Raw genomic sequence first — 20,293 nt, forward strand, 5'->3', positions numbered from 1 at the left:
GTATTTTTTTTATTATATAACCGCAATCTGTACAGTGCAAGCAGGAAAGCGGGTATGCAGTCGGGTGGGGTGCGCATAGAAATGATAGGAAGGGGGGCGTGCCCGGTGAAATGCAGGGTGTCAGAACTACGCTGTAAGGAGATCATTGCTTTGGCGGATGGATGCCGGTACGGCTATGTGGGAGACGCAGAAGTGGACCTGGAGAGTGGTCAAATCACCGCGCTTATTGTACCTGGGCGGCTGCGTCTGTTTGGGCTTTTGGGCCGGGAGCCAGATCTGGTATTTCCATGGACAGCCGTACGCCGGTTTGGAGCGGACACTATTTTAGTGGAGGCATTACCGGAACGGTGCAGGAGGGAGGAAATCTAAAAATTGTAGATTCCTCCGTTGCGGCGTTGCTTCATCCGTGATATACTACTTTTTCAGTAGCAAAAACATGACTACTGGAGGAAGAACCTATGTGCGGTATTGTTGGATTTGTAGGCCGGGAGGAGGCAGCCCCCATTTTGCTGGATGGTCTGTCCCGGTTGGAGTATCGAGGCTATGATTCTGCGGGCATCGCGGTATACGGAGAAGCAGAGGGACTGCAGGTTGTGAAAGCCAAGGGGCGCCTGCAGGTGCTGAACGACCTGGTCCAGGGGGGCAAGACGGTTCACGGAACCCTGGGCCTGGGTCATACCCGCTGGGCCACTCACGGAGAGCCGTCGGATGTCAATTCCCATCCTCAGGTCAGCGAAAATGGCCGGTTTGCGGTGGTGCACAACGGCATCATTGAGAACTATGTAGAACTGCGGGAATTCCTGCAGTCCGAAGGGGTCCGTTTTGTATCTCAGACGGACACAGAGGTAGTGGCCCAGCTGTTGGAGTACTATTACGATGGAGATATCTTGGACGCAGTGGTGAAAATGCTGGGCCGTATCCAGGGCGCCTATGCGTTGGGGATCGTCTGCGCAGACTGTCCGGACCGGCTGATTGCCGCCCGGAAGGACAGCCCGCTGATTCTGGGCTATGGCGACGGGGCCCATTATTTGGCCTCGGACGTGACGGCTCTCATCAAGTACACCCGCGAGGTGTGCTATCTGGACGACGGGGAGATTGCGGAGCTCACGGCTGACCATCTGTGGGTATACGATGCCTATCTGCGTCCGGTGGAGAAAGAGCGCCACCACGTGGACTGGGAGATCTCGGCGGCGGAAAAGGGCGGCTATGAGCATTTTATGGCCAAGGAGATCATGGAACAGCCCAAGGCGTTCCGGGACACCATTTTCCCCCGCATTCAGCAGGGACGTGTGGTCTTGGACGACCTGCAGATCGGCAGGGAGGAGCTGGAGGGGCTGGACAAGCTCTATATCATCGCCTGCGGTTCTTCCTACCATGTTGGCGTGGCGGCCAAATATACCCTGGAGCGGCTGCTGCGCAAGCCGGTGGAGGTGACACTGGCCTCGGAGTTCCGCTACTGTGAGCCCATTGTGACGGAGCGGACCATGGCGCTGGTCATCAGCCAGTCGGGCGAAACCATCGACACCTTGGCCGCCATGCGGGAGGCCAAGCGCCTGGGCGCCCGGGTGCTGTCCATTGTCAATGTGGTGGGCTCCACCATCGCCCGGGAGAGCGACGATGTACTCTACACCTGGGCCGGGCCGGAGATTGCCGTGGCTACCACCAAGGCCTACTCTACGCAGCTGGCGCTCATCTATCTCATCGGCCTATATTTTGCCGATCTGCTGGGTACCATCAGTCGGGAGGAGTATGGGCGTATCGTGGATGAGCTGCTGCTCATCCCCACCAAGCTGGAGCAGATCCTGGAGAATCGCAAGGATATTCAATATTTTGCGTCTATCTACTTTAACCATCCTTCGGTATTTTTCATCGGGCGCAACATTGATTATGCCGTAGGACTGGAGGGGTCCCTGAAGCTCAAGGAGATCTCCTACATCCACTCGGAGGCCTACGCTGCCGGTGAACTCAAGCACGGCACCATTTCGCTTATTGAGCCTGGGACGCTGGTGGTGGCCCTGGCAGGCTATTCCCAGCTGTTTGAAAAGACCATGAGCAATGTAGTGGAAGTCAAGAGCCGCGGAGCCGATGTGCTTGGCCTGACCGTAGCTTCCAAGGCAGAGGATATGGCCAAAACCACCGATCATACCATCGTCATCCCGGACACCCATCCCATGCTTCTGCCTTCGCTGGAGGTCGTGCCCATGCAGCTGTTTGCCTACTACGTGGCACTGCAGCGGGGCTGCGATATCGACAAACCCCGGAACCTGGCCAAGTCGGTGACGGTGGAATAAAAGAGACGGAGGAATGGAATGAGACGATTTGCCGCGCTGCTTTTGGCTGGTTTGCTGGCCCTGTGCCTGGCGGCCTGTGCCCCGGGGGAGACCGCCGAAGAAGAGGTAACGGTACGCTATGGGCTGTCCAGCGCATGGGATTCTCTGATGCCCTACAACAGCCCGTCTGGGAGCAACTATTCCCGCATTATTTATGATAAGATCTATGACCGGCTGGCCTATGTCCACGCGGACGGGACTCTGGATCCCCGGGCAGCTGACTCCTGGGAGAGCACTGAGGATGGTTATGGGGTGCTGTTCCACCTCAACCAGGATGCAGCCTTCCACGATGGCACGCCGGTGACAGCGGAGCACTGGGTGGAGACCATCCGCTTGATGAGCGATCCGGCCTGTCCTGCTCTGGGCTGCGGGGCCTTTTCCGTGCTGACCGGCACGGACGAGGCGGGAAAGGCAGTCCCGGGCGAGACGCTGGGAGCCGAGGCGGTGGAGGAATATACGCTGAAGCTTACCTTCAAAACGCCCACCACGCCGGAGGACTTCCTGCTGGACAAGAACCGGGAGTACTATGTGCTGCCCACCCACCTGCTGGAGGATACCGATCCGGCGCAGATCCTGGAGCTGGAGCTGTGGAATGCACCGGTGGGTTCCGGGCCGTGTCAATTCGTCTCTGAGACGGCGGGCAGCCAGCTGGTGCTGGAGGCCAACCCGGAATACCAGCTGGGCAAGCCGGGCTTTGATCAGTTGGTTATCACGGTTATGGATAAGTCAAACCTGCTCACGTCTCTCATCGCAGGGGACTTGGACTATTACGCCTTTGGCGGCAATGTGTCGGTGGAGGATGCTCAGGTGGCCAGAGATGCGGGGCTGGAGGTGCTGGAGGGAACGGTACCCAACTATTTCTATGAGCTGATGCTCAACAACGAGACCATTCCAAGTGCCCAGGTCCGCCGGGCCATCGATCTGGCGCTGGATAAGGAAGCACTGTGCCTCCAGTCGGCTCAGGGACTGGGCGAGCCGGCCTTTTCAGATCTGACACCGGGGACGGAGTATGCCATGGATGGCAGCTGGAGCCGCGATGTGGAAGGGGCCCGCGCCCTGCTGGAGCAGGGAGGCTACAATGGGCAGACCTATAAACTGGCCTGTACCTCCAATCGTTCCGGCCTGGCTGCGCTGATGCAGCAGGAACTGGCCGAAGCGGGGATCCAGGTAAGCATTGAGACGGTGGATTCCGCCACCCTGTTCTCCGGTATGGTGGAAGGGCGCTATGATATGGCCATTGCAAGCCATACCCCCGGCGCATTGCCTCTGTGGTTCACTGAGAGCCGTCTGAGTGAGGGAAATAACATCTTCCACGTGGCTGATCTCAGCCCCTATACCCAGGCCATTGCCGCCATCAAGGCCGAGAGTGACACTGACCGGCGCAAGGCACTGGTAGAAGAGCTCCAGGCGCTGCTGGCTGATCAGCGGCCGTTCATCCCGCTTTGGTTCAGCCGGACGCTTCATGTCCAGTCGCCCACGGTGACGGGCATTGACTATCCTTCCTCCACGTTCTCCAATGAGAATGTGTGGGACTGGGTGAAGCAATAAAAAGAATACCTCCGTAGGGCCGCTCCCATACGGCCCGTGCCCTGGTCAGGGCCGGAAGTGCAGGAGGAAGTTTACAGTATGGGTCGTTATCTGCGCCGCCGTATCCTTACGGCGATCCCTGTGTTCTTTGGCATTACCGTTCTGGTTTTTCTGATGCTGAATTTGGCCCCCGGATCGATCACCGATCTGATGGGGGAGGGAAGCGCCTCCAGCGCCGCCGAACAGGCGGCGCTGGAGGCGTCTCTCGGACTGGACCGGCCCCTGCCGGTCCGGTATGGCCTTTGGCTGTGGGATCTGTTCCACGGAGATCTTGGACAATCCTATACCAGCAACAAGCCTGTAGCCGGGCTGATCGCCCAGCGGGTTGGACCGTCGCTGTTGCTCACCGGTACCGGTGTGATATTGGCAGTGGCCATTGCACTGCCCCTGGGTGTGCTCTCGGCGTGGAAGCCCCGCTCCGGCTGGGACCGGGTGGGTTCGTTTCTGAGCCTGGTCAGCTTTGGTGTGCCTGGTTTTTTTCTGTGTCTGGCAGGTATCTATCTCTTCTCCGTGGTGCTGGGGTGGCTGCCCTCCCATGGTATGTTCTCCTACGGGAGCTTTTCCAGTGTGTGGGATACGCTGCACCATCTGATCCTGCCGGCTGGGGTGGTGTGCGTCAGCGGCATGGGGGAGCTGATCAAGCAGACCAGAGCCGCCTGCCTGGAGGCACTTGGGGAGGACTATATCATGACTGCCCGGGCCAAGGGCCTGAAGGAGTGGGCCGTCATGGTGCGCCACGCCTTCCGGGGAGCGCTCATCCCGGTGCTCACCACCGTGCTCAGCCACATTCCGCACATTATCGGCGGCTCAGTAGTAGTGGAGCAGGTGTTTGGATGGCCGGGTATGGGCAGTTTGCTCTTTTCTGCGATTTCCAGCCGGGATTACCCGGTGGTCATGGGTGAGACCGTGGTGATCGCCTTGACGGTTCTGCTGACCAATCTCCTGCTGGATGTGGTCTACGGCCTGGTTGACCCCAGAGTGCGCTATGGAAAGGCGGGGGTATGATGGGCGGCAGAACGATCCGGGACGGTTGGCACCGTTTCTGTCGGGACAAGCGGGCCGTGGTTGGGCTGTGTATTCTCTGCCTGGAGGTACTGGCAGTGCTCCTGCTGCCGTTGATTCTGGGGCTGGATCCCTATACCAGCGACCTGACCGCAGGCTTTTGGGCCCCGCCCTCGGCAGCACATCCTTTGGGTACCGATGATGTGGGCCGGGACCTGTTGGCACGGCTGATATATGGTGGGCGGACCTCTCTGCTGGTGGGATTGTGTGCGGCCGGAATCAGCGGGGCTGTTGGGGTACCGATGGGACTGCTGGCCGGATACCGGCGGGGCCCCTGGGAATTTTGGATCATGCGCTTGGCCGATGTGTTTCAGACCTTCCCCAGCATTGTGCTGGTGCTCTGCCTGGTGGCGCTGGTGGGGCCGTCGGTGCTGAATATCATCTTGGTCCTGGGCCTGCTGGGCTGGACAGGCATTGCCCGGTTAATATACGGCAATACTCTTTCAGTACGGGAAAAGGAGTATGTAACGGCAGTGCGGGCCCTGGGGGGGAGTACGGGGACCATCCTGTGGCGTAATGTGCTGCCCAACGTGATCTCGCCGGTGTGGTGTGCGTTGCCTCTGCGTGCAGGACGGGCGATCCTTTCGGAGTCCAGTCTTAGTTTTCTGGGGGTGGGCATCCGTACGCCCCAGGCTTCGTGGGGCAATCTGATCCAATATGCGTCCAATCTGGCGGTGCTTACCGGGCGGCCTTGGGTGTGGCTGCCTCCGGGAGCGTGCATCATTTTAACTATGCTGTGCCTGCAGTATATTGGCGATGGTCTGCGGGATGCACTGGATCCCAAATATGAACGGACTGGTGAGCGGAGATAAGCCCGCGCTTTCTCTTGCCAGATTCTACCCGGAGATGGTATGATAGACCTATACACGGGCGGAAGGAAGTGGGATCATGGCAAAGACCGTTGACCTGACAGAGCGGAAACAGTTTCGCGTGTTGCTGAATCCGGTGCGCCAGGAAATCGTGCATCTGCTGCGGCGGGTTGGGCGCCCAATGACTGTCAAGCGGATTGCAGAGCGGATGCACTTATCTCCTATGGCGACGCAGGGGCATCTGAAGAAGCTGGAAGATATGGGTATCGTGATCGCTCAGGAACACCCTACCCGCAGCGGTGGAAAAGTGATCTGCTACCAGATGTCCGACTTGGAGGTGCGGTTTTGCCTGGGCCGAAAAGATGCCTTTCAGGGAGAACGTGAGGCGCTGGCCGCCAGTCTGGTGGACGGGGCGTTTCGTGGACTGCTGGATAGCGTGCATCAGTGCAGTGAGGCGGAGTTGGAGGATTACCGCAAGCTCCAGTTTGGGGCGCTCCACCTTCCGCCTCAGGAGCGCAGGGAGCTGGCTGCTCTGGTGGAGGACTATCTCAGCCGCCACAGCACTCCAGGCACGGAGGAGGATGAGCACTGGGAATATGTGCTGCTCGCCTATCGCTCACCAGAAGAATAGAAAATAAGAAAAAGTACCCCCACTGCAGATGCAGTGGGGGTACTTTGTTGCAAACATTATTCGGCGGTATAGTTATCAAAATAGCCCTGGATATACACGATGGGGGTACCCTTGTCGCCTGAGCCAGAGGTCAGGTCGCACAGAGAACCGATCAGATCGGTGAGCCGGCGGGGAGTGGTACCCTGAGCGGCCATGTTGCCCACCAGGGAGCCGTCCTTTTTCTGAATGGCATCCTTGATGGCATCCCGCAGGGCCTCACCGGAAAGGGCGGCAAAGTCATTGTCAGCCAGGTATTTGAGCTTGAGCTCATTGGGAGTGCCCTCCAGACCAGCGGTATAGGCAGGGGACACCACCGGGTCGGCCAGTTCCCAGATCTTACCCACCGGATCCTTGAAGGCGCCGTCTCCGTAGACCATGACCTCCACATGCTTGCCGGTTTCGGCCAGCAGGCGGGCCTGGATAGCTTCCACCAGGTCCTGGCAGGGGCGGGGGAAGAGCTTTACCTTATCCTCAGTGGACTTATTGGAGCCAAGCAGGCCGTATGTCTCGTTGCAGCCGCTGCCGTTTACCGGGGCGGTCATGATCTCATCCAGGCAGAATACTTTCTCGGCTCCAGCGGCTACCAGGCGGCGCTTGGTGCGGGCGCGGGTGTGGATGTCACAGGCCAGGACATTTTTGGTATAGTCCAGGATGGCCCGGGGATCGTTGGCGAAGATGACCTCCACCTCGGCTCCGCTTTCCCGAATCAGATTGGCATAGTAGTCCACATAATCTACGCCGGTAAAGGGGTGAGTCGTGTAGCCAAACAGTTCCCGATAGCGCTCCAGGGTGAGCACGTCCTTGTAGGGGTCCACGCCCTTTTCGTCCATCAGATCCTCGTCGATGAGATGGTTGCCTACCTCGTCGGAGGGATAAGACAGCATGAGCACCACTTTTTTGGCGCCCTTGGCAATGCCACGCAGGCAGATGGCAAAGCGGTTGCGGCTGAGAATGGGGAAAATAACTCCGATCGTCTCGCCGCCCAGCTTGGCCTTTACATCGGCGGCGATATCGTCCACCGAGGCATAGTTGCCCTGGGCACGGGCTACGATGGCCTCGGTCATGGCGACCACATCCCGGTCACGGACGGTGATCGCGCCTTCTTTTACCGCGTCCAGCACGGAAGTGGTGACGATCTCTACCAAATCGTCTCCGCTGCGGATGATGGGGGCGCGGATCCCCATAGATACGGTGCCGACCATCCGGCTCATTGTACAACACTCCTAATTCGATTCAATTCGGCGCGGCAGCTTTACCGCGGCAAAGAGATTATACTATGAACGGCCACATTTGTAAAATAAAAAATCATTTGTCTGTCCCAATCCATTCCTGAACGCACTCCAAAAAGCGGGCGGTGAGGGGGGAGGGGAGCTTTCCGCTGCGTACTGCCAGAGCGATGTCCCGCCAGCGGGGGCGTTCCAGCGGAATAGCGGCGAAACGGCGGCCGGTGTGCCGCAATACCAACTCGGGTCGAATGCTGACGCCGAGTCCCTGCTCCACCATGGCAAGCACGGCAAAATCATCATTGACGGTATACTGAAGGTTGGGATGGACGCCCTCTTCCTGGAAGATCAGGCCGATTTCCAGATCCCGTTCCTCCGGGATACAGATATAGGGGTCTACGGCAAAGCGCTCCATGGGATAGAAGGGCGCATCAGCCAGCGGGTGATCCGGTGGAAGCGCCACCAACAGCTCGTCCCGGCGCAGAGGAAAAGTATCCAGACCCGGCCCGGCAGGCAGGCCCAGAAAGCCGCAGTCTACCCGTCCTCGCCGTACCAGATCCTCCACTTCGGCGAATTCCCATTTGCTGACCAGCTCGAAATGAATGCCAGGGTAACGGTGCAGAAATTCCTTCATGATGAAGGGGAGCCAGTGAATGCAGACGCTGGCAAACGTGCCTACCCGCAGGGTACCCTGGGTCATTCCGTGCAGTTCGGCCACTTGCTCCTCCAGCTCTTTGCCGGCGTTGCATACTGCCTGTATATAGGGCAGCAGCGCTTCTCCATCTGAAGTGAGGGCTACACCGCTGTGGCTGCGAGTGAGCAGCTCCAGGTCCCACTCCCGCTCCAGGTCTGCCACGGCCCGGCTCACGGCCGACTGGGTATAACCCAGTGCTTCCGCGGCCCGGGTAATGTTGCCCAGTTCCACGGTTTTCAACAGGATCTGGTACTTGTTTAAATACATATGTATCATTCCGATCTATCATGAAAAGGATGAAAAAGATTCGTTTTACGAATGCGTAATTCTATTGTATACTGTACACAGAAGAAAGGCAAGCGGGAATCAATCGGAAAGGAGCGTACTGATATGAAGCAGAATGAAACGAAAAAGGAGTATGGCCGCCAGGCCGGTTATGAGCTGTTGCGGCACGGTGCTGTACCGGCAAGTGTCGTGCGGCAGTACTGGAAGGGAAGTCCCTGGAGTGCGCTCTGGGCGATGAACCGACCCGTCTGAACTTGCTATCAGTCTTTGTGTTGGGGAGAAAGAAAGCGCCCCCGGGCCACATGGCCCGGGGGCGCTTTCACGGTTTTTCGGTTTACTTGCGCCGGCAGATCTCGTGGCGCTTGGGACCGGTCGAGACAATGGTAATGGGAGCGCCAATGTGGCACTCGATGAAATCCACATAGTCCCTGGCCTGTTTGGGAAGCTTGTCATACTCGGTGATGCCTCGGATGTCACACTTCCAGCCGGGCAGGGTCTCATAGACCGGCTTGGCCTTATCCAGCAGAGCGGGAACGGGGAAGTCTGTGGTGACCTTGCCATCGATCTCATAGCCGGTGCATACCTTGATTTCGTCCAGATAACCCAGACAATCGATGGCGGTGAGAGCCACTTCTGTGGTACCCTGAACCATGCAGCCGTACTTGGTGGCAACTGCGTCGAACCAGCCAACACGGCGGGGACGGCCGGTAGTGGCACCGAACTCACCGGCATCGCCGCCCCGGCGGCGCAGTTCATCGGCCTCCGCGCCGAACAGTTCACTGACAAAGGCGCCAGCTCCCACAGCGGAGGAGTAGGCCTTGGTGACGGTGACCACGTCTTTGATCGCGGTGGGAGGTACCGCACCACCCACCGTGCCGAAGCCGGCCAGCGTATGGGAGGACGTGGTCATGGGGCAGATGCCCAGGTTGGGGTCCTTCATGGAGCCCAACTGACCCTCCAGCAGCACGCGCTTGCCCTGCTTGAGGGCGTCGTGCACGAAGGTGACCGCATCGCCTACATAAGGGGTGAGGATGCTGCGGTATTCCATCAACTCCTGGAAGAGCTGCTCAGGGTCCAGCAAAGGCTTGTGATAAAGGTGCTCCATCAGCACGTTTTTCAGAGTGCAGATGTGTTCCAGCTGCCCGCGCAGCCGGTCCTCATCATACAAATCAGCTACCTGGATGCCGATCTTGGAATATTTATCGGAATAGAAGGGGGCGATACCAGACTTGGTGGAGCCAAAGGCATTGCCAGCCAGCCGCTCTTCTTCATAGGTGTCCAGCAGTACGTGATAACTCATCAGCAGCTGGGTACGTTGGTCCACGATGATGTGGGGAGCGGGAACGCCGCCATCTTCCAGATGTTTGAGCTCCTCCATGAACTTTTTCACATCCAGCGCCACACCGTTGCCAATGATATTGGTCGTGTGAGGGTAGAACACGCCGGAGGGCAGCTGATGGAGGGCAAACTTACCATAGTCACAGATAATGGTATGCCCCGCATTGGCTCCGCCCTGAAAACGGATGACCACATCAGATTCTTCCGCCAGCAGATCGGTGATCTTGCCCTTGCCTTCATCGCCCCAGTTTGCGCCGACGATTGCTTTGACCATATTGCTTCCTCCTGCCGCGGGGATTCGCGCATTGGCCTTTTCCCGCGCGCAACTGCACATGAAGAAAGATTCCCCATAGCGGCAACTATTATAGCGCTATATTCCGGCTTAAGCAAGAAAAAAAGGGGAAAAAGATGATAAAAATACAGGAAAGTTTAGGAGGAGATTTCTGGTGGAAGTGGAAGAGAAACGATGGGGAGACCTTCCACCCAGGGGGCAAGGGAGCACAGAGGAAAATACACACATACGGCCTCCTGAGTACAGTAAAACCGTTCCGGAGAGAGAAAACGGGGCAAGCGACGCTCCCAGTCGGGATAAAACCAGGCCTCTCCGCCAGCCAGGCGGCTGCGGATCTGCTGGGTAGCCCGCTCCAGAACCAGCCTGCGCCAGCGGCGGCCAAGGAGGGTAGAAAGTGTGCAAGGGGTACCGGAAGGGAGCAGCCAGGTATCCGCACAGCGGACACACAGCTCGTGCGGCGAGTCGGTGCGTTCCAGAGCATCGGCATACAGGCTCAGCACGCCTTCCGTCCTAAGGGCCATGGTATAGCGCAGCGTACAATTCCAGGGCTGAAAAGGGGCGGCATCGACCTGTCTGGCTTTGGCCACAGCCTGCTGATAGAGCGGACCTTCCCAACGGGTTTTCCATGCCTCGGACATATCGCGGTAATAGCGCTCGATCCGTTTTAAGCCAGAAAGACCGGAAAAGGTGGGACGGGAGATGCTGTAGGTCAATACGGGCAGGTGCTCCAGCCGAAGTGTGCGCTTGGCCCGGACTTCCACAATAGAAATAGGCTCTTTTGGGTGTGCCCGCTCCATACGAGGCGCCTCCTTTTGGATGAGTTTTCCATCACAATAGCCTATGTTCTTTCGGAAAAAATGTGAAAAGTAGTTTACTTCCATACTTCACTTTGGTAAAATAGGAGCGATCATTACCATCCATTGAATCGTTTAGGAGGCAGTGAATACGAATGACGAAAAATGCGAAGCGGGAACATGGAGATCTGCTGTATGAGGCGATCCTCACCCTGAGAGATCTGGAGGAATGCAAGAAATTCTTTTCTGATCTGTGCACCGTGGCGGAACTGCGGGCGATGGAGCAGCGTTTCGAGGTCGCCATGCTCCTGTCGGACGGCATGATTTACAATGATATTCTGGAGCGCACCGGCGCATCCAGCGCCACGATCAGCCGGGTAAATCGCTCGCTGCAATACGGCGCAGACGGGTATCAGGCGGTGCTGCCCCGGATCAAGGAGAAGCTGGACCGCGATGGCGTATGAATTTCTGGCGGGGTGTTATGATACCTTTACCGCCGATGTGGACTATGCCCGCTGGGCCGACTACTTGGAAAAGCATTTTGCCCGCAGTGCCATTCCTGTACACACAGTGCTGGACCTGGCCTGCGGTACCGGCAGCCTGACCTGCGAGCTGGCCAGGCGGGGCTATGAAATGATCGGGGTAGACCTTTCCCAGGAAATGTTGGCCCAGGCTGCGGAGAAATGCCGGGGGGTGGGGGAGATCGAGCCCATCTTTCTCCACCAGGCGATGGAGCGTCTGGACCTGTATGGGACAATTGACGCTTGTGTCTGTTGCCTGGACAGCGTGAATTACGTTACCCGGCCCAAGGCACTGGCCAGGGCGTTTCAGAGGGTGCATACGTTCCTGATGCCTGGAGGTGTGTTCGTGTTCGACATCAACACACCGGACAAGCTGCGGGGATTGGACGGACAGATGTTTCTGGACGAGAATGAGGATGCCTACTGTGTCTGGCGGGCGGATTATTCTCCGCGTAGGCGTGTGTGTACCTATGGAATGGATATCTTTCAGCGGGAAGAAGGGGACCTTTGGCAGCGCTGGGAAGAGATCCACGAGGAGTACGCCTATGAGCCGGCGGAACTGGAGGAGTTTTTGCGTCAGGCAGGCTTTTCCCACATCAAACAATATGGCGAGCTGAAACTGCGCGCTCCCAAAGCGGGGGAACAGCGCATCTTTTTTGCCGCACGAAAGGAACTTTAAAACAATGGCAGACAGCATTATCCGAGTACTGGCCAAAAATGCGCCTGTGAAGGCGTCGGCTATTTCCGCGCGTGAAATGGTGGAGCGCGCCCGACAGATCCATAAGACGCTCCCTGTGGCCACCGCTGCACTGGGACGTGGGTTGATGGCTGCATCCATGATGGGCAATCAGATGAAAGAGAAGGACGGTTCCGTTACCCTGCGTATTAAGGGCGGTGGACCGCTGGGCGGAATCACCGTAGTGTCCGACAGTCAGGGCAACGCCCGGGGGTACGTGGTGAACCCTCTGGTGGATCTGCCCCTGAAAGGACCTGCCAAGCTGGACGTGGGCAGTGCAGTGGGAGCGGACGGTTCCCTGACGGTCATTAAGGATCTGTGCATGAAAGAGCCCTATGTGGGCACCGTCCCGCTGGTTTCCGGTGAGATCGCCGAGGACATCACCTCTTATTTTGCTGAGAGCGAGCAGATTCCCACAGCCTGCGCACTGGGTGTGCTGGTGGACGTAGACCAGAGCGTGCTTTGCGCCGGTGGATATCTGATTCAGTTGCTGCCCGGTGCCGATGATGCGGCTATCTCCGCCATTGAGCGGGGAATCGAGCGGGTAGGCCCGGTAACGGAGGCCATGAAGAACGGAGCCACTGCCCGGGAACTGGTGGAGCAGGTGCTTTCGGAGTTTGAATTGGAGGTTCTCTCCGAAGAGCCGGTGGAATACCGCTGCTATTGCTCTAGGGATCGCGTGACCCGCGCATTGGTCAGTATGGGCCGGGAAGAACTGGAAGCACTGATCCGGGAGCAGGGCAAGGCGGAGCTCACCTGTCAGTTTTGTGACAAGGTATATACCTATACACGCGAGGAATTGGAGGCACTTCTGGCCTCCTTGTGAGGCCAGAAGAAAAAAATAAAAAAATTTGTTTAAAATGGTTGACAACTGCGGAAAGGGTTGGTATAATAACATCCGTCGCTTGGCCGAGCGGTTCGAAAGCAAAGGCGAAGTGATCTGGATAAGGGAGCATAGCTCAGCTGGGAGAGCGCATGCCTTACAAGCATGATGTCACAGGTTCGAGCCCTGTTGTTCCCACCACTCTCTTTTGGGAGAGCTCCCGTACCCCCTACCGTCTGGCGCGGTAGTTCAGTTGGTTAGAACGCCGGCCTGTCACGCCGGAGGTCGAGGGTTCAAGTCCCTTCCGCGTCGCCATTTGCCTCTGTAGCTCAGTTGGTAGAGCAGGGGACTGAAAATCCCCGTGTCGCTGGTTCGATTCCGGCCGGAGGCACCATTCTCCGGTGGACACCGTGTGGTGTCCACCGGGGGATCTTCTAAAACAGGTATCATTCGCGTTGGGTCTGCATAGAATGGACCAGAAACGCAGGTGTAGCTCATCTGGTAGAGCGCCACCTTGCCAAGGTGGAGGTAGCGAGTTCGAGCCTCGTCACCTGCTCCAAACAAAAGATAACAGGAGCGCCAGCGCTCCTGTTATCCATATGGCGACATAGCCAAGTGGTAAGGCAGAGCTCTGCAAAAGCTCCACCCCCAGTTCGAATCTGGGTGTCGCCTCCATAAAAATAACCACACCGCTAGGTGTGGTTATTTTTATGGAATCCTGGGATATTTCAAATGCTCGGGGTCAGCAAAGCCGCCTCTGTGCAATTCTCCGCTGCGCTCCGAATTTACGCCGCACTCGCGGCGCGGCCCCAAAGGGCCGTTTGAGGGTCTGGCAGCGGCATTTAAAGTGTACAGACAAGACAAAAAAGAAGCACCTGCAAAGCAGGTGCTTCTTTTTTGCATACCTGGGGAAATTTGAAATACTCGGGCGAAATGAATTTGCCCTCCGCCACGGTTTCGGTTGGGATTTATTCATAACTGGTAATTTGATGTTCTTTGGTCATTCTTGCAGAGGTGAATTTGAATGTGCTGCCTGCCTTTTCAATTCCTTTCGTACAAGCGCCACGGAAACGACAAAGGCAATAAAGTCTGCGATGGGTCCTGCCAGCATTACACCGTCCATGCCAAGCCACAGCGGAAGCAGGAGAAGCAGGGGAATCAGAAAAAACACTTGCCGGGTCAGCGCCAGCAGCAACCCACGATTTGCTTTCCCGATCGCGGTAAAGAAATTGGATGAGAGCAATTGTACTCCGTTGACAAGCGCCATGAAAAGGAAAATTCGCATGAACTTAACTGCAAATTCCATGTACAGTTCATTGCCGCTTCCAAATACAGATATGATCGGATAAGGGAAAAATTCAAATAGACAGAATCCTATGGATGAGACGATAAAATTCCAGCGTATGGCTAACAGATAGGCCTCACGGACTCGTTTGTATTGCTGTGCGCCGTAATTGAAGCCAATCAGAGGCTGTACCCCCTGGGAGATTCCGACGATGATAGACAGCAATATGGCATTTGTTTTCATGACGATTCCGCAGCCAGCCAGCGGAATATCTGTTCCATAAATTGACAGAGCACCATAATAGGTTAGAGAGTGATTGAGAACAATCTGTACAATGGTAATGGCTACTTGATTTATACAGCTGCTGATGCCCATTCCGAAGGTCCTTAGCGTGCTGTGCAGAGAAAGGCGAAAATCGCTTCTGACAAGTCGGATTGTCTTAAATTTTTTCAGATAGCCTACAGCAAGAGTAAATGAGAGAAGCTGTCCCATCACAGTGGCCAGAGCCGCACCGAACACATCCAAGCCGCAGATAAAGATAAAAATCGGATCAAGGATTGTATTGACAACTGCGCCGGAAACGATACAGAACATAGAGTACTTTGGGCTTCCGTCCGCCCGAATCAGGTTGCTCAGGCCATTGGTAACGATCAGAAATGGCATTCCCAGGAGTGTGACACCTGCATACTGGCGGGCGTATGGAAGTACATCCGCAGTTGCTCCGAATATCCGCAGCAAGGGTTCCAGCAGGCATTCGCCTACGACGGCATAGAGGAGCCCGGCGGTTGCCATCAGCACAATGCCGCTGCCGGCAACCTTTGCAGCCTCATCAGGTTTCTTCTTTCCAAGAAACAGAGAAAACCTGGCGGCACTTCCGACCCCGACCAACAAGGCAATTGCCAGACAGATGGTGGAGAATGGATAGGATACATTGGTAGCTGCGTTGCCAAGGTAACCAACGCCCTGCCCAATAAAGACTTGATCGACGATGTTATATAGAGAGCTAACAAGGGTGGATGTAATGCTGGGCAGAGCGAACCTGCGCAGCAACGTTGTCATTTTTTCATAGCCAAGTTGGTTTTCAGGCATCAAATTCATCTTCTTCCCGATAAACCTTCATGGCGGAAGTGATATTTTTTCCAATCAGCATCAGAGACTTTTCAAACGCAACCCGTTCCTCGTTGCTAAGACCCTGCAAAAGTACAGTTTCTGTCTGTGCACAGGCCGCTTCCACATCTGCAATCATTGCCATAGCCTGATCGGTAGGATACAACCGGCAGGTGCGTTTGTCCTCCTCGCAAGGCTTCCGGATCAAAAGTTTTTTATTTTCAAGAGATGCGACTGTACGTACGATGTTGCTGGGATGCAGGTATATGGTGTCGATCAGCGCATCTTGCAGGATCCCCGGATTTTCACAAATTTTGATTAGGAACATGTGCTGGCTGCTGTTGATGCCATGGGCAGCCAATTGCTTATCCAGATACAGCTTTGAAAAGCGGTCTACTACAGAAAACCATTTCAGCAGTGTATTCATATTTAATTCCTCCATTCAGCATCCTATTTTACTACCAAGTGCGTGCGCACGCAAATATATAGCACTACAATTGGATCCACATTTTTATCAGTTGTGTTGTATAAAGCGGCCGCAGGCTGCTTTGATACCCGACCTCTCTTTTTATAATCACATGTTGTGCTATGAAGCGATACAGCCATGCGGAATGATTGAGCTTGACATTTCACCTACAATATGTTAATGTAAATACGCCTACAAGTTGTAGTTGAAATAGCAGGAGGAGATTTTATGGAGAAGCGGCAGCCCATTTCGGATTCGGAACTGGAGCTGATGCGCGTCATCTGGCGTCTGGGCGGACGGGCCCGCTTTGCCCAGGTGATGGGAGCGCTGGAGGAGCAGGGGAAAGAGTGGAAGTCGAATACCGTGCTTACGTTCCTCTCTCGTCTGGTGGAGAAAGAAATGCTGGCCGTGGAGAAGCACGGGCGGCTGAACGTTTATGTAGCGCTGGTACGGGAGGAGGAGTACGCTGATGAACAGACGCGCTCCTTTCTGGAACGGGTCTATGGCGGCAATGCCGGGCGGCTGGTGTCCTCTCTGCTGAAACAAGATTGTTTGACTGCCGAAGAGCTGGAACAGCTGCGGGCTTTCTGGGAAACAGGTGGAGAATCGTGATGGGGCGGGTGCTGCTGAGCGTATGTTCGCTTTCCCTGTCGGGGTCGGTGCTCATTCTTCTGCTGCTGGCACTGCGTCCGCTGCTGCGGGACCGGATAGGGCAGGGGTGGCAGTACTATCTCTGGCTTATTCCGCTGCTGCGGCTGCTGCTGCCTTTCTCGCCGAGGATAAGCCTGACAGGGACGGTGCTGGAACGACTGCCGACGGAGGCGGTTACGGGAGAACTCTGGATGCGTGCGCCCGATCTGCGCATTCCGGAGGATGGGGCACTGGCCGTACAGCAGGCGGCGCCTGCGATGGGAGTGTGGGAACTGCTGTTTCTCCTGTGGGCGGTGGTGGCCGGCGTATTGCTGTTCCGGGCGCTCTGGCAGTACGGCCGGTGCCTGCGGACACTGAGACGGGAAAGCAGCCCGATGGATGGGCGCGCAGAGCAGCTCTATCGACAGATCTGCAGCGAACTGGGGATGCGTCGGGTGCCGGAGCTCCGGCTCTGTCCGGCCCTGCGAGCTCCTATGCAGGCGGGATGCCTGTGCCCCATGGTGCTTCTGCCCAGTGGGGACATGGAGGAGACAGTCCTGCGGGCAGCACTCCTGCACGAACTGACCCATTACCGTCGGGGGGATGTATGTTATAAATGGCTGGTGGAGGGGGTCGTCTGCCTGCACTGGTTCAACCCTCTGGTTCGGCTGCTCCGACGGGAGATAGAGCGGAGGTGTGAGCTCTCTTGCGATGAAGGGGTGATCCGAAGACTGGATGAGAAGGGGCGGCGCGCCTATGGCAGTGCTCTTCTGGCTTTGGCACGGCCGGCTCCGGACCGCGGAACCCTGACTCTGGCGATGAGCGGAGATGCACAGATTTTAAAGGAAAGGCTGGAAGAGATTATGAACATTCGACCCAGGAATCGAAAAGCGGCTGCTATGGCAGTCGGTGTGACGGCGGCGCTGTGTCTGTGCGCCGTGCTGGTGGGCGCTTATGCAGCGGAATTGCCGGAAGGAACAGCGGAACAGCTCTCTGTGCAGCAGCAGGCGGAACCAGTGAGCTCTGCCGGACAAGACCAGGCGGAGCCCACAACGGCAGATGAGCCTGCGGCGGTAGAGGCACTGCTGCGGGAGCGTGCGGCAGCGCTAGACTGGGACGCACTGGCTCTGGGAGAGGAGACGGCGTGTTATCCGCTGGATGCATCGTATCAGGATGTGACGGTTCCGTTTGGCACCCGGGTGCATCCGATCACCGGGCTTACCACCAGTCATGACGGAACGGATGTGGCTGCCGACAGCGATGCACCGGTGTACGCGCCGCGCAGCGGAGTTGTGCTGCTGTCTGCATTTAGTGCTGATTACGGCAATTATGTGGTCATCGGCTGGGATGACGGGGCGTGGGCGCTGTTTGCCCACCTGTCAGCCAATGCGGTGCTGGAGGGAGATCAAGTCACCCGGGGCCAGACTGTGGGCTATGTGGGACAGACAGGCAAGGCAACCGGTCCACACCTGCACATGGAGGTGTGGGAGGATGGTGTGCGGATCGACCCGGCGGAATTCTATTCCATGTAAACAGACGACGCGGCGCGCCCGAATCATTCGGGCGCGCCGCGTGGATTGGGGTTGACAAAGGAAACAGAGGCGTATATACTGATCTGCAAGTGAATAAGATCTTCAGGGCAGGGTGCAATTCCCTACCGGTGGTATAGCCCACGAGCCGTAAGGCATGATTCGGTGCAATTCCGAAGCCGACAGTATAGTCTGGATGGAAGAAGATCGTTGCCGCGCGGGATGATTTCCCGCGGATTTTGCGATTGCTCTGGTATGTGTTGACATCCCAGAGTTTTTTCTTTGCGCAGAATGGCTCCAATGTCTTTGTAATTGCCCTGAACGGTCTGTTCAGGGCAATTTTTGTTTTTCGGAGATGATGGTATGGAGGATCGGGACTACATGGCCCTGGCTCTGTCCCTGGCAGAGCGGGGGGTGGGCTGGGCTTCCCCCAATCCCATGGTGGGCGCAGTCATTGTGAAGGACGGAAAGATCATCGGTCAGGGTTGGCATGAAAAGTGCGGCCAGCCCCACGCCGAGCGCAACGCCCTGGCTGCCTGCAACCAGCCGCCCCAGGGGGCCACGATGTACGTTACGCTGGAGCCCTGCTGCCATTACGGCAGGCAACCTCCCTGCACACAGGCCGTTCTGGAGGCGGGTATCCGCCGGGTGGTGGTGGGCTCCGGGGATCCCAACCCCCTGGTTGCGGGCAAAGGACTCGCCATACTGCGTCAGGCGGGTGTAGAGGTTACAGAGCATGTGCTGGAAACGGAATGTGAGAAGCTCAATGAGGTATTCTTCCACTACATCCGTACCAAGCGGCCCTATGTGGTGATGAAATACGCTATGACTTTGGACGGTAAAATTGCTGCTCATACCGGGGACTCCAAATGGGTCACCGGCGAGGAGGCCCGGAATCACGTTCAGAAGCTGCGCCACCGCTATACTGGCATCATGGTGGGGGTGGGCACCGTGCTGGCCGACGATCCACTGCTGACCTGCCGTATCCCTGGCGGGCGAAACCCAGTGCGCATTCTCTGCGATACACATCTCCATACCCCGCTCACGGCCCGGGTAGTAACCACAGCCCGACAGGTTCCCACTCTGCTGGCCACTTGCTGCACAGACCCGGAGAAGCGGGCGGCCTATGAGGCGATGGGATGCCAAGTATTGAGCGGCCCGGAACGGGATGGGCATGTGGACCTGAACTGGCTGATGGAAGAACTGGGGCGGCGTGAAATCGACAGCATCCTGCTGGAAGGGGGCGGTACGTTGAACTGGGCGGCCCTGGAGCAGGGCATCGTGCAGAAAGTGCTGGCCTACATTGCTCCAAAATTGGCGGGCGGTAAAGAGGCCAAGACACCGGTGGAGGGGACTGGTATCGACCGGATGGCACGGGCCATCCGGTTGGAACACAGCTCCATTACCCGGATCGGGGAAGATTTTCTGATTGAAAGCGAGGTGGCGCACTGTGTTCACGGGGATTGTTGAGGAAATGGGCCAGGTAGAGGGTATACAGCGGGGCAGACAGTCCGCTGTGCTTACCATCCGGGCCCAAACGGTACTGGAGGGCACCAGAATCGGGGACAGCATTGCCGTGAACGGGGTATGCCTGACGGTGACTTCCCTGGCTGCCGACCGGTTTACCGCCGACGTGATGCATGAGACCCTGGACCGCTCCTCTCTGGCGCAGCTCAAACGGGGCGGGGCTGTCAATTTGGAGCGGGCCATGCCGGCCAACGGCCGGTTTGGCGGTCACATCGTGGCTGGGCACATTGACGGCACCGGCCGGGTGATGGAAGTACGCAAGGATGACAACGCCATCTGGTACACCATTCAGGCCACGCCCCAGGTGTTGCGCTACATCGTGGAGAAGGGCTCCATCGCCGTGGACGGCATCAGCCTGACGGTAGCCCGGGTGGAAGCGGATCGGTTTGCCATCTCTGCCATCCCACACACGGTGGCCCAGACAGTACTGCGGGACCGAAAGGCAGGAGACCTGGTGAATCTGGAGACCGACATCATCGGCAAATACGTGGAAAAACTGCTCATGCCTGCCCCGGAGCCTCAGGCTGCCGGTGGAATTACCCTGGATTTTCTGGCGCGGCATGGATTTTAAGCGAGGAGGAAGCT

General features: G+C 57.1%; 20 protein-coding genes, 5 tRNA genes and 1 riboswitch. Of the genes, 19 read left to right on the forward strand and 6 right to left on the reverse strand.

Annotated features, from left to right (window positions below; genetic code table 11):
- Positions 1-81: 81 nt before the first annotated feature.
- From WMO45_RS00455 to WMO45_RS00480, 6 genes are all read left to right on the forward strand, one after another.
- The gene (locus WMO45_RS00455) at positions 82-369 is read left to right on the forward strand and encodes a YlmC/YmxH family sporulation protein (RefSeq protein WP_349139322.1); all 288 of its coding nucleotides are present in this window, start codon (positions 82-84) and stop codon (positions 367-369) included.
- Between the two features lie 89 nt (positions 370-458).
- Complete coding sequence (gene glmS / locus WMO45_RS00460; protein WP_349138659.1) at positions 459-2,291, forward strand: glutamine--fructose-6-phosphate transaminase (isomerizing); 1,833 nt, start codon at positions 459-461, stop codon at positions 2,289-2,291.
- Positions 2,292-2,309: 18 nt separating this feature from the next.
- Positions 2,310-3,878, forward strand: coding sequence for an ABC transporter substrate-binding protein (locus WMO45_RS00465; protein WP_349138660.1), 1,569 nt, complete (start codon positions 2,310-2,312; stop codon positions 3,876-3,878).
- A gap of 78 nt (positions 3,879-3,956) precedes the next feature.
- Entirely contained in the window at positions 3,957-4,922 is a 966-nt protein-coding gene (locus tag WMO45_RS00470) for an ABC transporter permease (protein WP_349138661.1), read from the forward strand.
- Positions 4,922-5,791 (forward strand): ABC transporter permease, encoded by an 870-nt coding sequence (locus WMO45_RS00475; protein ID WP_349138662.1) that lies wholly within the window; start codon positions 4,922-4,924, stop codon positions 5,789-5,791. Before WMO45_RS00470 ends, WMO45_RS00475 begins: the two co-directional genes overlap by 1 nt.
- A gap of 76 nt (positions 5,792-5,867) precedes the next feature.
- Positions 5,868-6,419: an ArsR/SmtB family transcription factor gene (locus WMO45_RS00480; RefSeq protein WP_349138663.1), complete on the forward strand. Its 552-nt coding sequence runs from the start codon at positions 5,868-5,870 to the stop codon at positions 6,417-6,419.
- A gap of 56 nt (positions 6,420-6,475) precedes the next feature.
- Here WMO45_RS00480 and WMO45_RS00485 read toward each other — a convergent pair whose 3' ends face one another.
- Together WMO45_RS00485 and WMO45_RS00490 are read right to left on the reverse strand one after the other, a co-directional pair.
- Positions 6,476-7,669, reverse strand: coding sequence for a coenzyme F420-0:L-glutamate ligase (locus WMO45_RS00485; protein ID WP_349138664.1), 1,194 nt, complete (start codon positions 7,667-7,669; stop codon positions 6,476-6,478).
- A gap of 94 nt (positions 7,670-7,763) precedes the next feature.
- Positions 7,764-8,642 carry a LysR family transcriptional regulator gene (locus WMO45_RS00490; RefSeq protein WP_349138665.1) on the reverse strand — a complete coding sequence of 293 codons (879 nt, stop codon included), beginning with the start codon at positions 8,640-8,642 and terminating at the stop codon, positions 7,764-7,766.
- 123 nt (positions 8,643-8,765) lie between these two features.
- Here WMO45_RS00490 and WMO45_RS00495 point away from each other — a divergent pair, with 123 nt between their 5' ends.
- A complete protein-coding gene (locus tag WMO45_RS00495; protein WP_349138666.1) occupies positions 8,766-8,912 on the forward strand; it encodes a hypothetical protein in 147 nt (48 codons plus the stop codon).
- Positions 8,913-8,994: 82 nt separating this feature from the next.
- On the opposite strand, the gene WMO45_RS00500 is transcribed toward WMO45_RS00495, so the two are convergent.
- Entirely contained in the window at positions 8,995-10,272 is a 1,278-nt protein-coding gene (locus tag WMO45_RS00500; protein WP_349138667.1) for an adenylosuccinate synthase, read from the reverse strand.
- Positions 10,273-10,427: 155 nt separating this feature from the next.
- On the reverse strand, positions 10,428-11,087 hold the full coding sequence (locus WMO45_RS00505; protein WP_349138668.1) for an RsiV family protein: 660 nt from the start codon (positions 11,085-11,087) through the stop codon (positions 10,428-10,430).
- A 152-nt stretch (positions 11,088-11,239) separates the two neighbouring features.
- On the opposite strand from WMO45_RS00505, the gene WMO45_RS00510 reads away from it, so the two are divergent.
- The 8 genes from WMO45_RS00510 to WMO45_RS00545 all read left to right on the forward strand — a co-directional run bounded on the left by WMO45_RS00510 (position 11,240) and on the right by WMO45_RS00545 (position 13,839).
- Entirely contained in the window at positions 11,240-11,548 is a 309-nt protein-coding gene (locus WMO45_RS00510) for a YerC/YecD family TrpR-related protein (protein ID WP_349138669.1), read from the forward strand.
- Positions 11,538-12,284, forward strand: a complete 747-nt coding sequence (locus tag WMO45_RS00515; protein WP_349138670.1) for a class I SAM-dependent DNA methyltransferase — start codon at positions 11,538-11,540, stop codon at positions 12,282-12,284. The genes WMO45_RS00510 and WMO45_RS00515 overlap by 11 nt, the downstream gene beginning before the upstream one ends.
- A 4-nt stretch (positions 12,285-12,288) precedes the next feature.
- Complete coding sequence (gene hslO, locus WMO45_RS00520; RefSeq protein ID WP_349138671.1) at positions 12,289-13,167, forward strand: Hsp33 family molecular chaperone HslO; 879 nt, start codon at positions 12,289-12,291, stop codon at positions 13,165-13,167.
- 122 nt (positions 13,168-13,289) lie between these two features.
- Positions 13,290-13,365 (forward strand) — tRNA-Val (locus tag WMO45_RS00525).
- A gap of 37 nt (positions 13,366-13,402) precedes the next feature.
- A tRNA-Asp gene (locus tag WMO45_RS00530) sits at positions 13,403-13,479 on the forward strand.
- Between the two features lie 3 nt (positions 13,480-13,482).
- Positions 13,483-13,558: transfer RNA gene (locus WMO45_RS00535), tRNA-Phe, on the forward strand.
- A gap of 89 nt (positions 13,559-13,647) precedes the next feature.
- A tRNA-Gly gene (locus WMO45_RS00540) sits at positions 13,648-13,723 on the forward strand.
- Between the two features lie 42 nt (positions 13,724-13,765).
- A tRNA-Cys gene (locus WMO45_RS00545) sits at positions 13,766-13,839 on the forward strand.
- 325 nt (positions 13,840-14,164) lie between these two features.
- On the opposite strand, the gene WMO45_RS00550 is transcribed toward WMO45_RS00545, so the two are convergent.
- Together WMO45_RS00550 and WMO45_RS00555 are read right to left on the reverse strand one after the other, a co-directional pair.
- Positions 14,165-15,538: an MATE family efflux transporter gene (locus tag WMO45_RS00550; protein WP_349138673.1), complete on the reverse strand. Its 1,374-nt coding sequence runs from the start codon at positions 15,536-15,538 to the stop codon at positions 14,165-14,167.
- Positions 15,531-15,983 (reverse strand): MarR family winged helix-turn-helix transcriptional regulator, encoded by a 453-nt coding sequence (locus WMO45_RS00555; protein ID WP_349138674.1) that lies wholly within the window; start codon positions 15,981-15,983, stop codon positions 15,531-15,533. Before WMO45_RS00555 ends, WMO45_RS00550 begins: the two co-directional genes overlap by 8 nt.
- Positions 15,984-16,250: 267 nt before the next feature.
- Here WMO45_RS00555 and WMO45_RS00560 point away from each other — a divergent pair, with 267 nt between their 5' ends.
- The 4 genes from WMO45_RS00560 to WMO45_RS00575 all read left to right on the forward strand — a co-directional run bounded on the left by WMO45_RS00560 (position 16,251) and on the right by WMO45_RS00575 (position 20,279).
- Positions 16,251-16,634: a BlaI/MecI/CopY family transcriptional regulator gene (locus tag WMO45_RS00560; protein WP_349138676.1), complete on the forward strand. Its 384-nt coding sequence runs from the start codon at positions 16,251-16,253 to the stop codon at positions 16,632-16,634.
- Entirely contained in the window at positions 16,634-18,184 is a 1,551-nt protein-coding gene (locus tag WMO45_RS00565) for a M56 family metallopeptidase (protein WP_349138677.1), read from the forward strand. Before WMO45_RS00560 ends, WMO45_RS00565 begins: the two co-directional genes overlap by 1 nt.
- Positions 18,185-18,278: 94 nt before the next feature.
- Positions 18,279-18,393, forward strand: a riboswitch (FMN riboswitch).
- A gap of 151 nt (positions 18,394-18,544) precedes the next feature.
- A complete protein-coding gene (ribD, locus tag WMO45_RS00570; protein ID WP_349138678.1) occupies positions 18,545-19,651 on the forward strand; it encodes a bifunctional diaminohydroxyphosphoribosylaminopyrimidine deaminase/5-amino-6-(5-phosphoribosylamino)uracil reductase RibD in 1,107 nt (368 codons plus the stop codon).
- Positions 19,632-20,279: a riboflavin synthase gene (locus tag WMO45_RS00575; RefSeq protein WP_349138679.1), complete on the forward strand. Its 648-nt coding sequence runs from the start codon at positions 19,632-19,634 to the stop codon at positions 20,277-20,279. Before ribD ends, WMO45_RS00575 begins: the two co-directional genes overlap by 20 nt.
- The last annotated feature ends 14 nt before the right edge of the window (positions 20,280-20,293 follow it).

The organism is Flavonifractor hominis, assembly GCF_040095835.1.
GTDB classification, from domain to species: Bacteria; Bacillota; Clostridia; order Oscillospirales; family Oscillospiraceae; genus Flavonifractor; species Flavonifractor hominis.

Excerpts from the sequence above, each read along its gene's own strand:
- WMO45_RS00455 (WP_349139322.1), top strand. The coding sequence starts at position 82 with ATGATAGGAAGGGGGGCGTGCCCGGTGAAATGCAGGGTGTCAGAACTA.
- glmS (WP_349138659.1), top strand. The coding sequence starts at position 459 with ATGTGCGGTATTGTTGGATTTGTAGGCCGGGAGGAGGCAGCCCCCATT.
- WMO45_RS00465 (WP_349138660.1), top strand. The coding sequence starts at position 2,310 with ATGAGACGATTTGCCGCGCTGCTTTTGGCTGGTTTGCTGGCCCTGTGC.
- WMO45_RS00470 (WP_349138661.1), top strand. The coding sequence starts at position 3,957 with ATGGGTCGTTATCTGCGCCGCCGTATCCTTACGGCGATCCCTGTGTTC.
- WMO45_RS00475 (WP_349138662.1), top strand. The coding sequence starts at position 4,922 with ATGGGCGGCAGAACGATCCGGGACGGTTGGCACCGTTTCTGTCGGGAC.
- WMO45_RS00480 (WP_349138663.1), top strand. The coding sequence starts at position 5,868 with ATGGCAAAGACCGTTGACCTGACAGAGCGGAAACAGTTTCGCGTGTTG.
- WMO45_RS00485 (WP_349138664.1), bottom strand. The coding sequence starts at position 7,669 with ATGAGCCGGATGGTCGGCACCGTATCTATGGGGATCCGCGCCCCCATC.
- WMO45_RS00490 (WP_349138665.1), bottom strand. The coding sequence starts at position 8,642 with ATGTATTTAAACAAGTACCAGATCCTGTTGAAAACCGTGGAACTGGGC.
- WMO45_RS00495 (WP_349138666.1), top strand. The coding sequence starts at position 8,766 with ATGAAGCAGAATGAAACGAAAAAGGAGTATGGCCGCCAGGCCGGTTAT.
- WMO45_RS00500 (WP_349138667.1), bottom strand. The coding sequence starts at position 10,272 with ATGGTCAAAGCAATCGTCGGCGCAAACTGGGGCGATGAAGGCAAGGGC.
- WMO45_RS00505 (WP_349138668.1), bottom strand. The coding sequence starts at position 11,087 with ATGGAGCGGGCACACCCAAAAGAGCCTATTTCTATTGTGGAAGTCCGG.
- WMO45_RS00510 (WP_349138669.1), top strand. The coding sequence starts at position 11,240 with ATGACGAAAAATGCGAAGCGGGAACATGGAGATCTGCTGTATGAGGCG.
- WMO45_RS00515 (WP_349138670.1), top strand. The coding sequence starts at position 11,538 with ATGGCGTATGAATTTCTGGCGGGGTGTTATGATACCTTTACCGCCGAT.
- hslO (WP_349138671.1), top strand. The coding sequence starts at position 12,289 with ATGGCAGACAGCATTATCCGAGTACTGGCCAAAAATGCGCCTGTGAAG.
- WMO45_RS00550 (WP_349138673.1), bottom strand. The coding sequence starts at position 15,538 with ATGCCTGAAAACCAACTTGGCTATGAAAAAATGACAACGTTGCTGCGC.
- WMO45_RS00555 (WP_349138674.1), bottom strand. The coding sequence starts at position 15,983 with ATGAATACACTGCTGAAATGGTTTTCTGTAGTAGACCGCTTTTCAAAG.
- WMO45_RS00560 (WP_349138676.1), top strand. The coding sequence starts at position 16,251 with ATGGAGAAGCGGCAGCCCATTTCGGATTCGGAACTGGAGCTGATGCGC.
- WMO45_RS00565 (WP_349138677.1), top strand. The coding sequence starts at position 16,634 with ATGGGGCGGGTGCTGCTGAGCGTATGTTCGCTTTCCCTGTCGGGGTCG.
- ribD (WP_349138678.1), top strand. The coding sequence starts at position 18,545 with ATGGAGGATCGGGACTACATGGCCCTGGCTCTGTCCCTGGCAGAGCGG.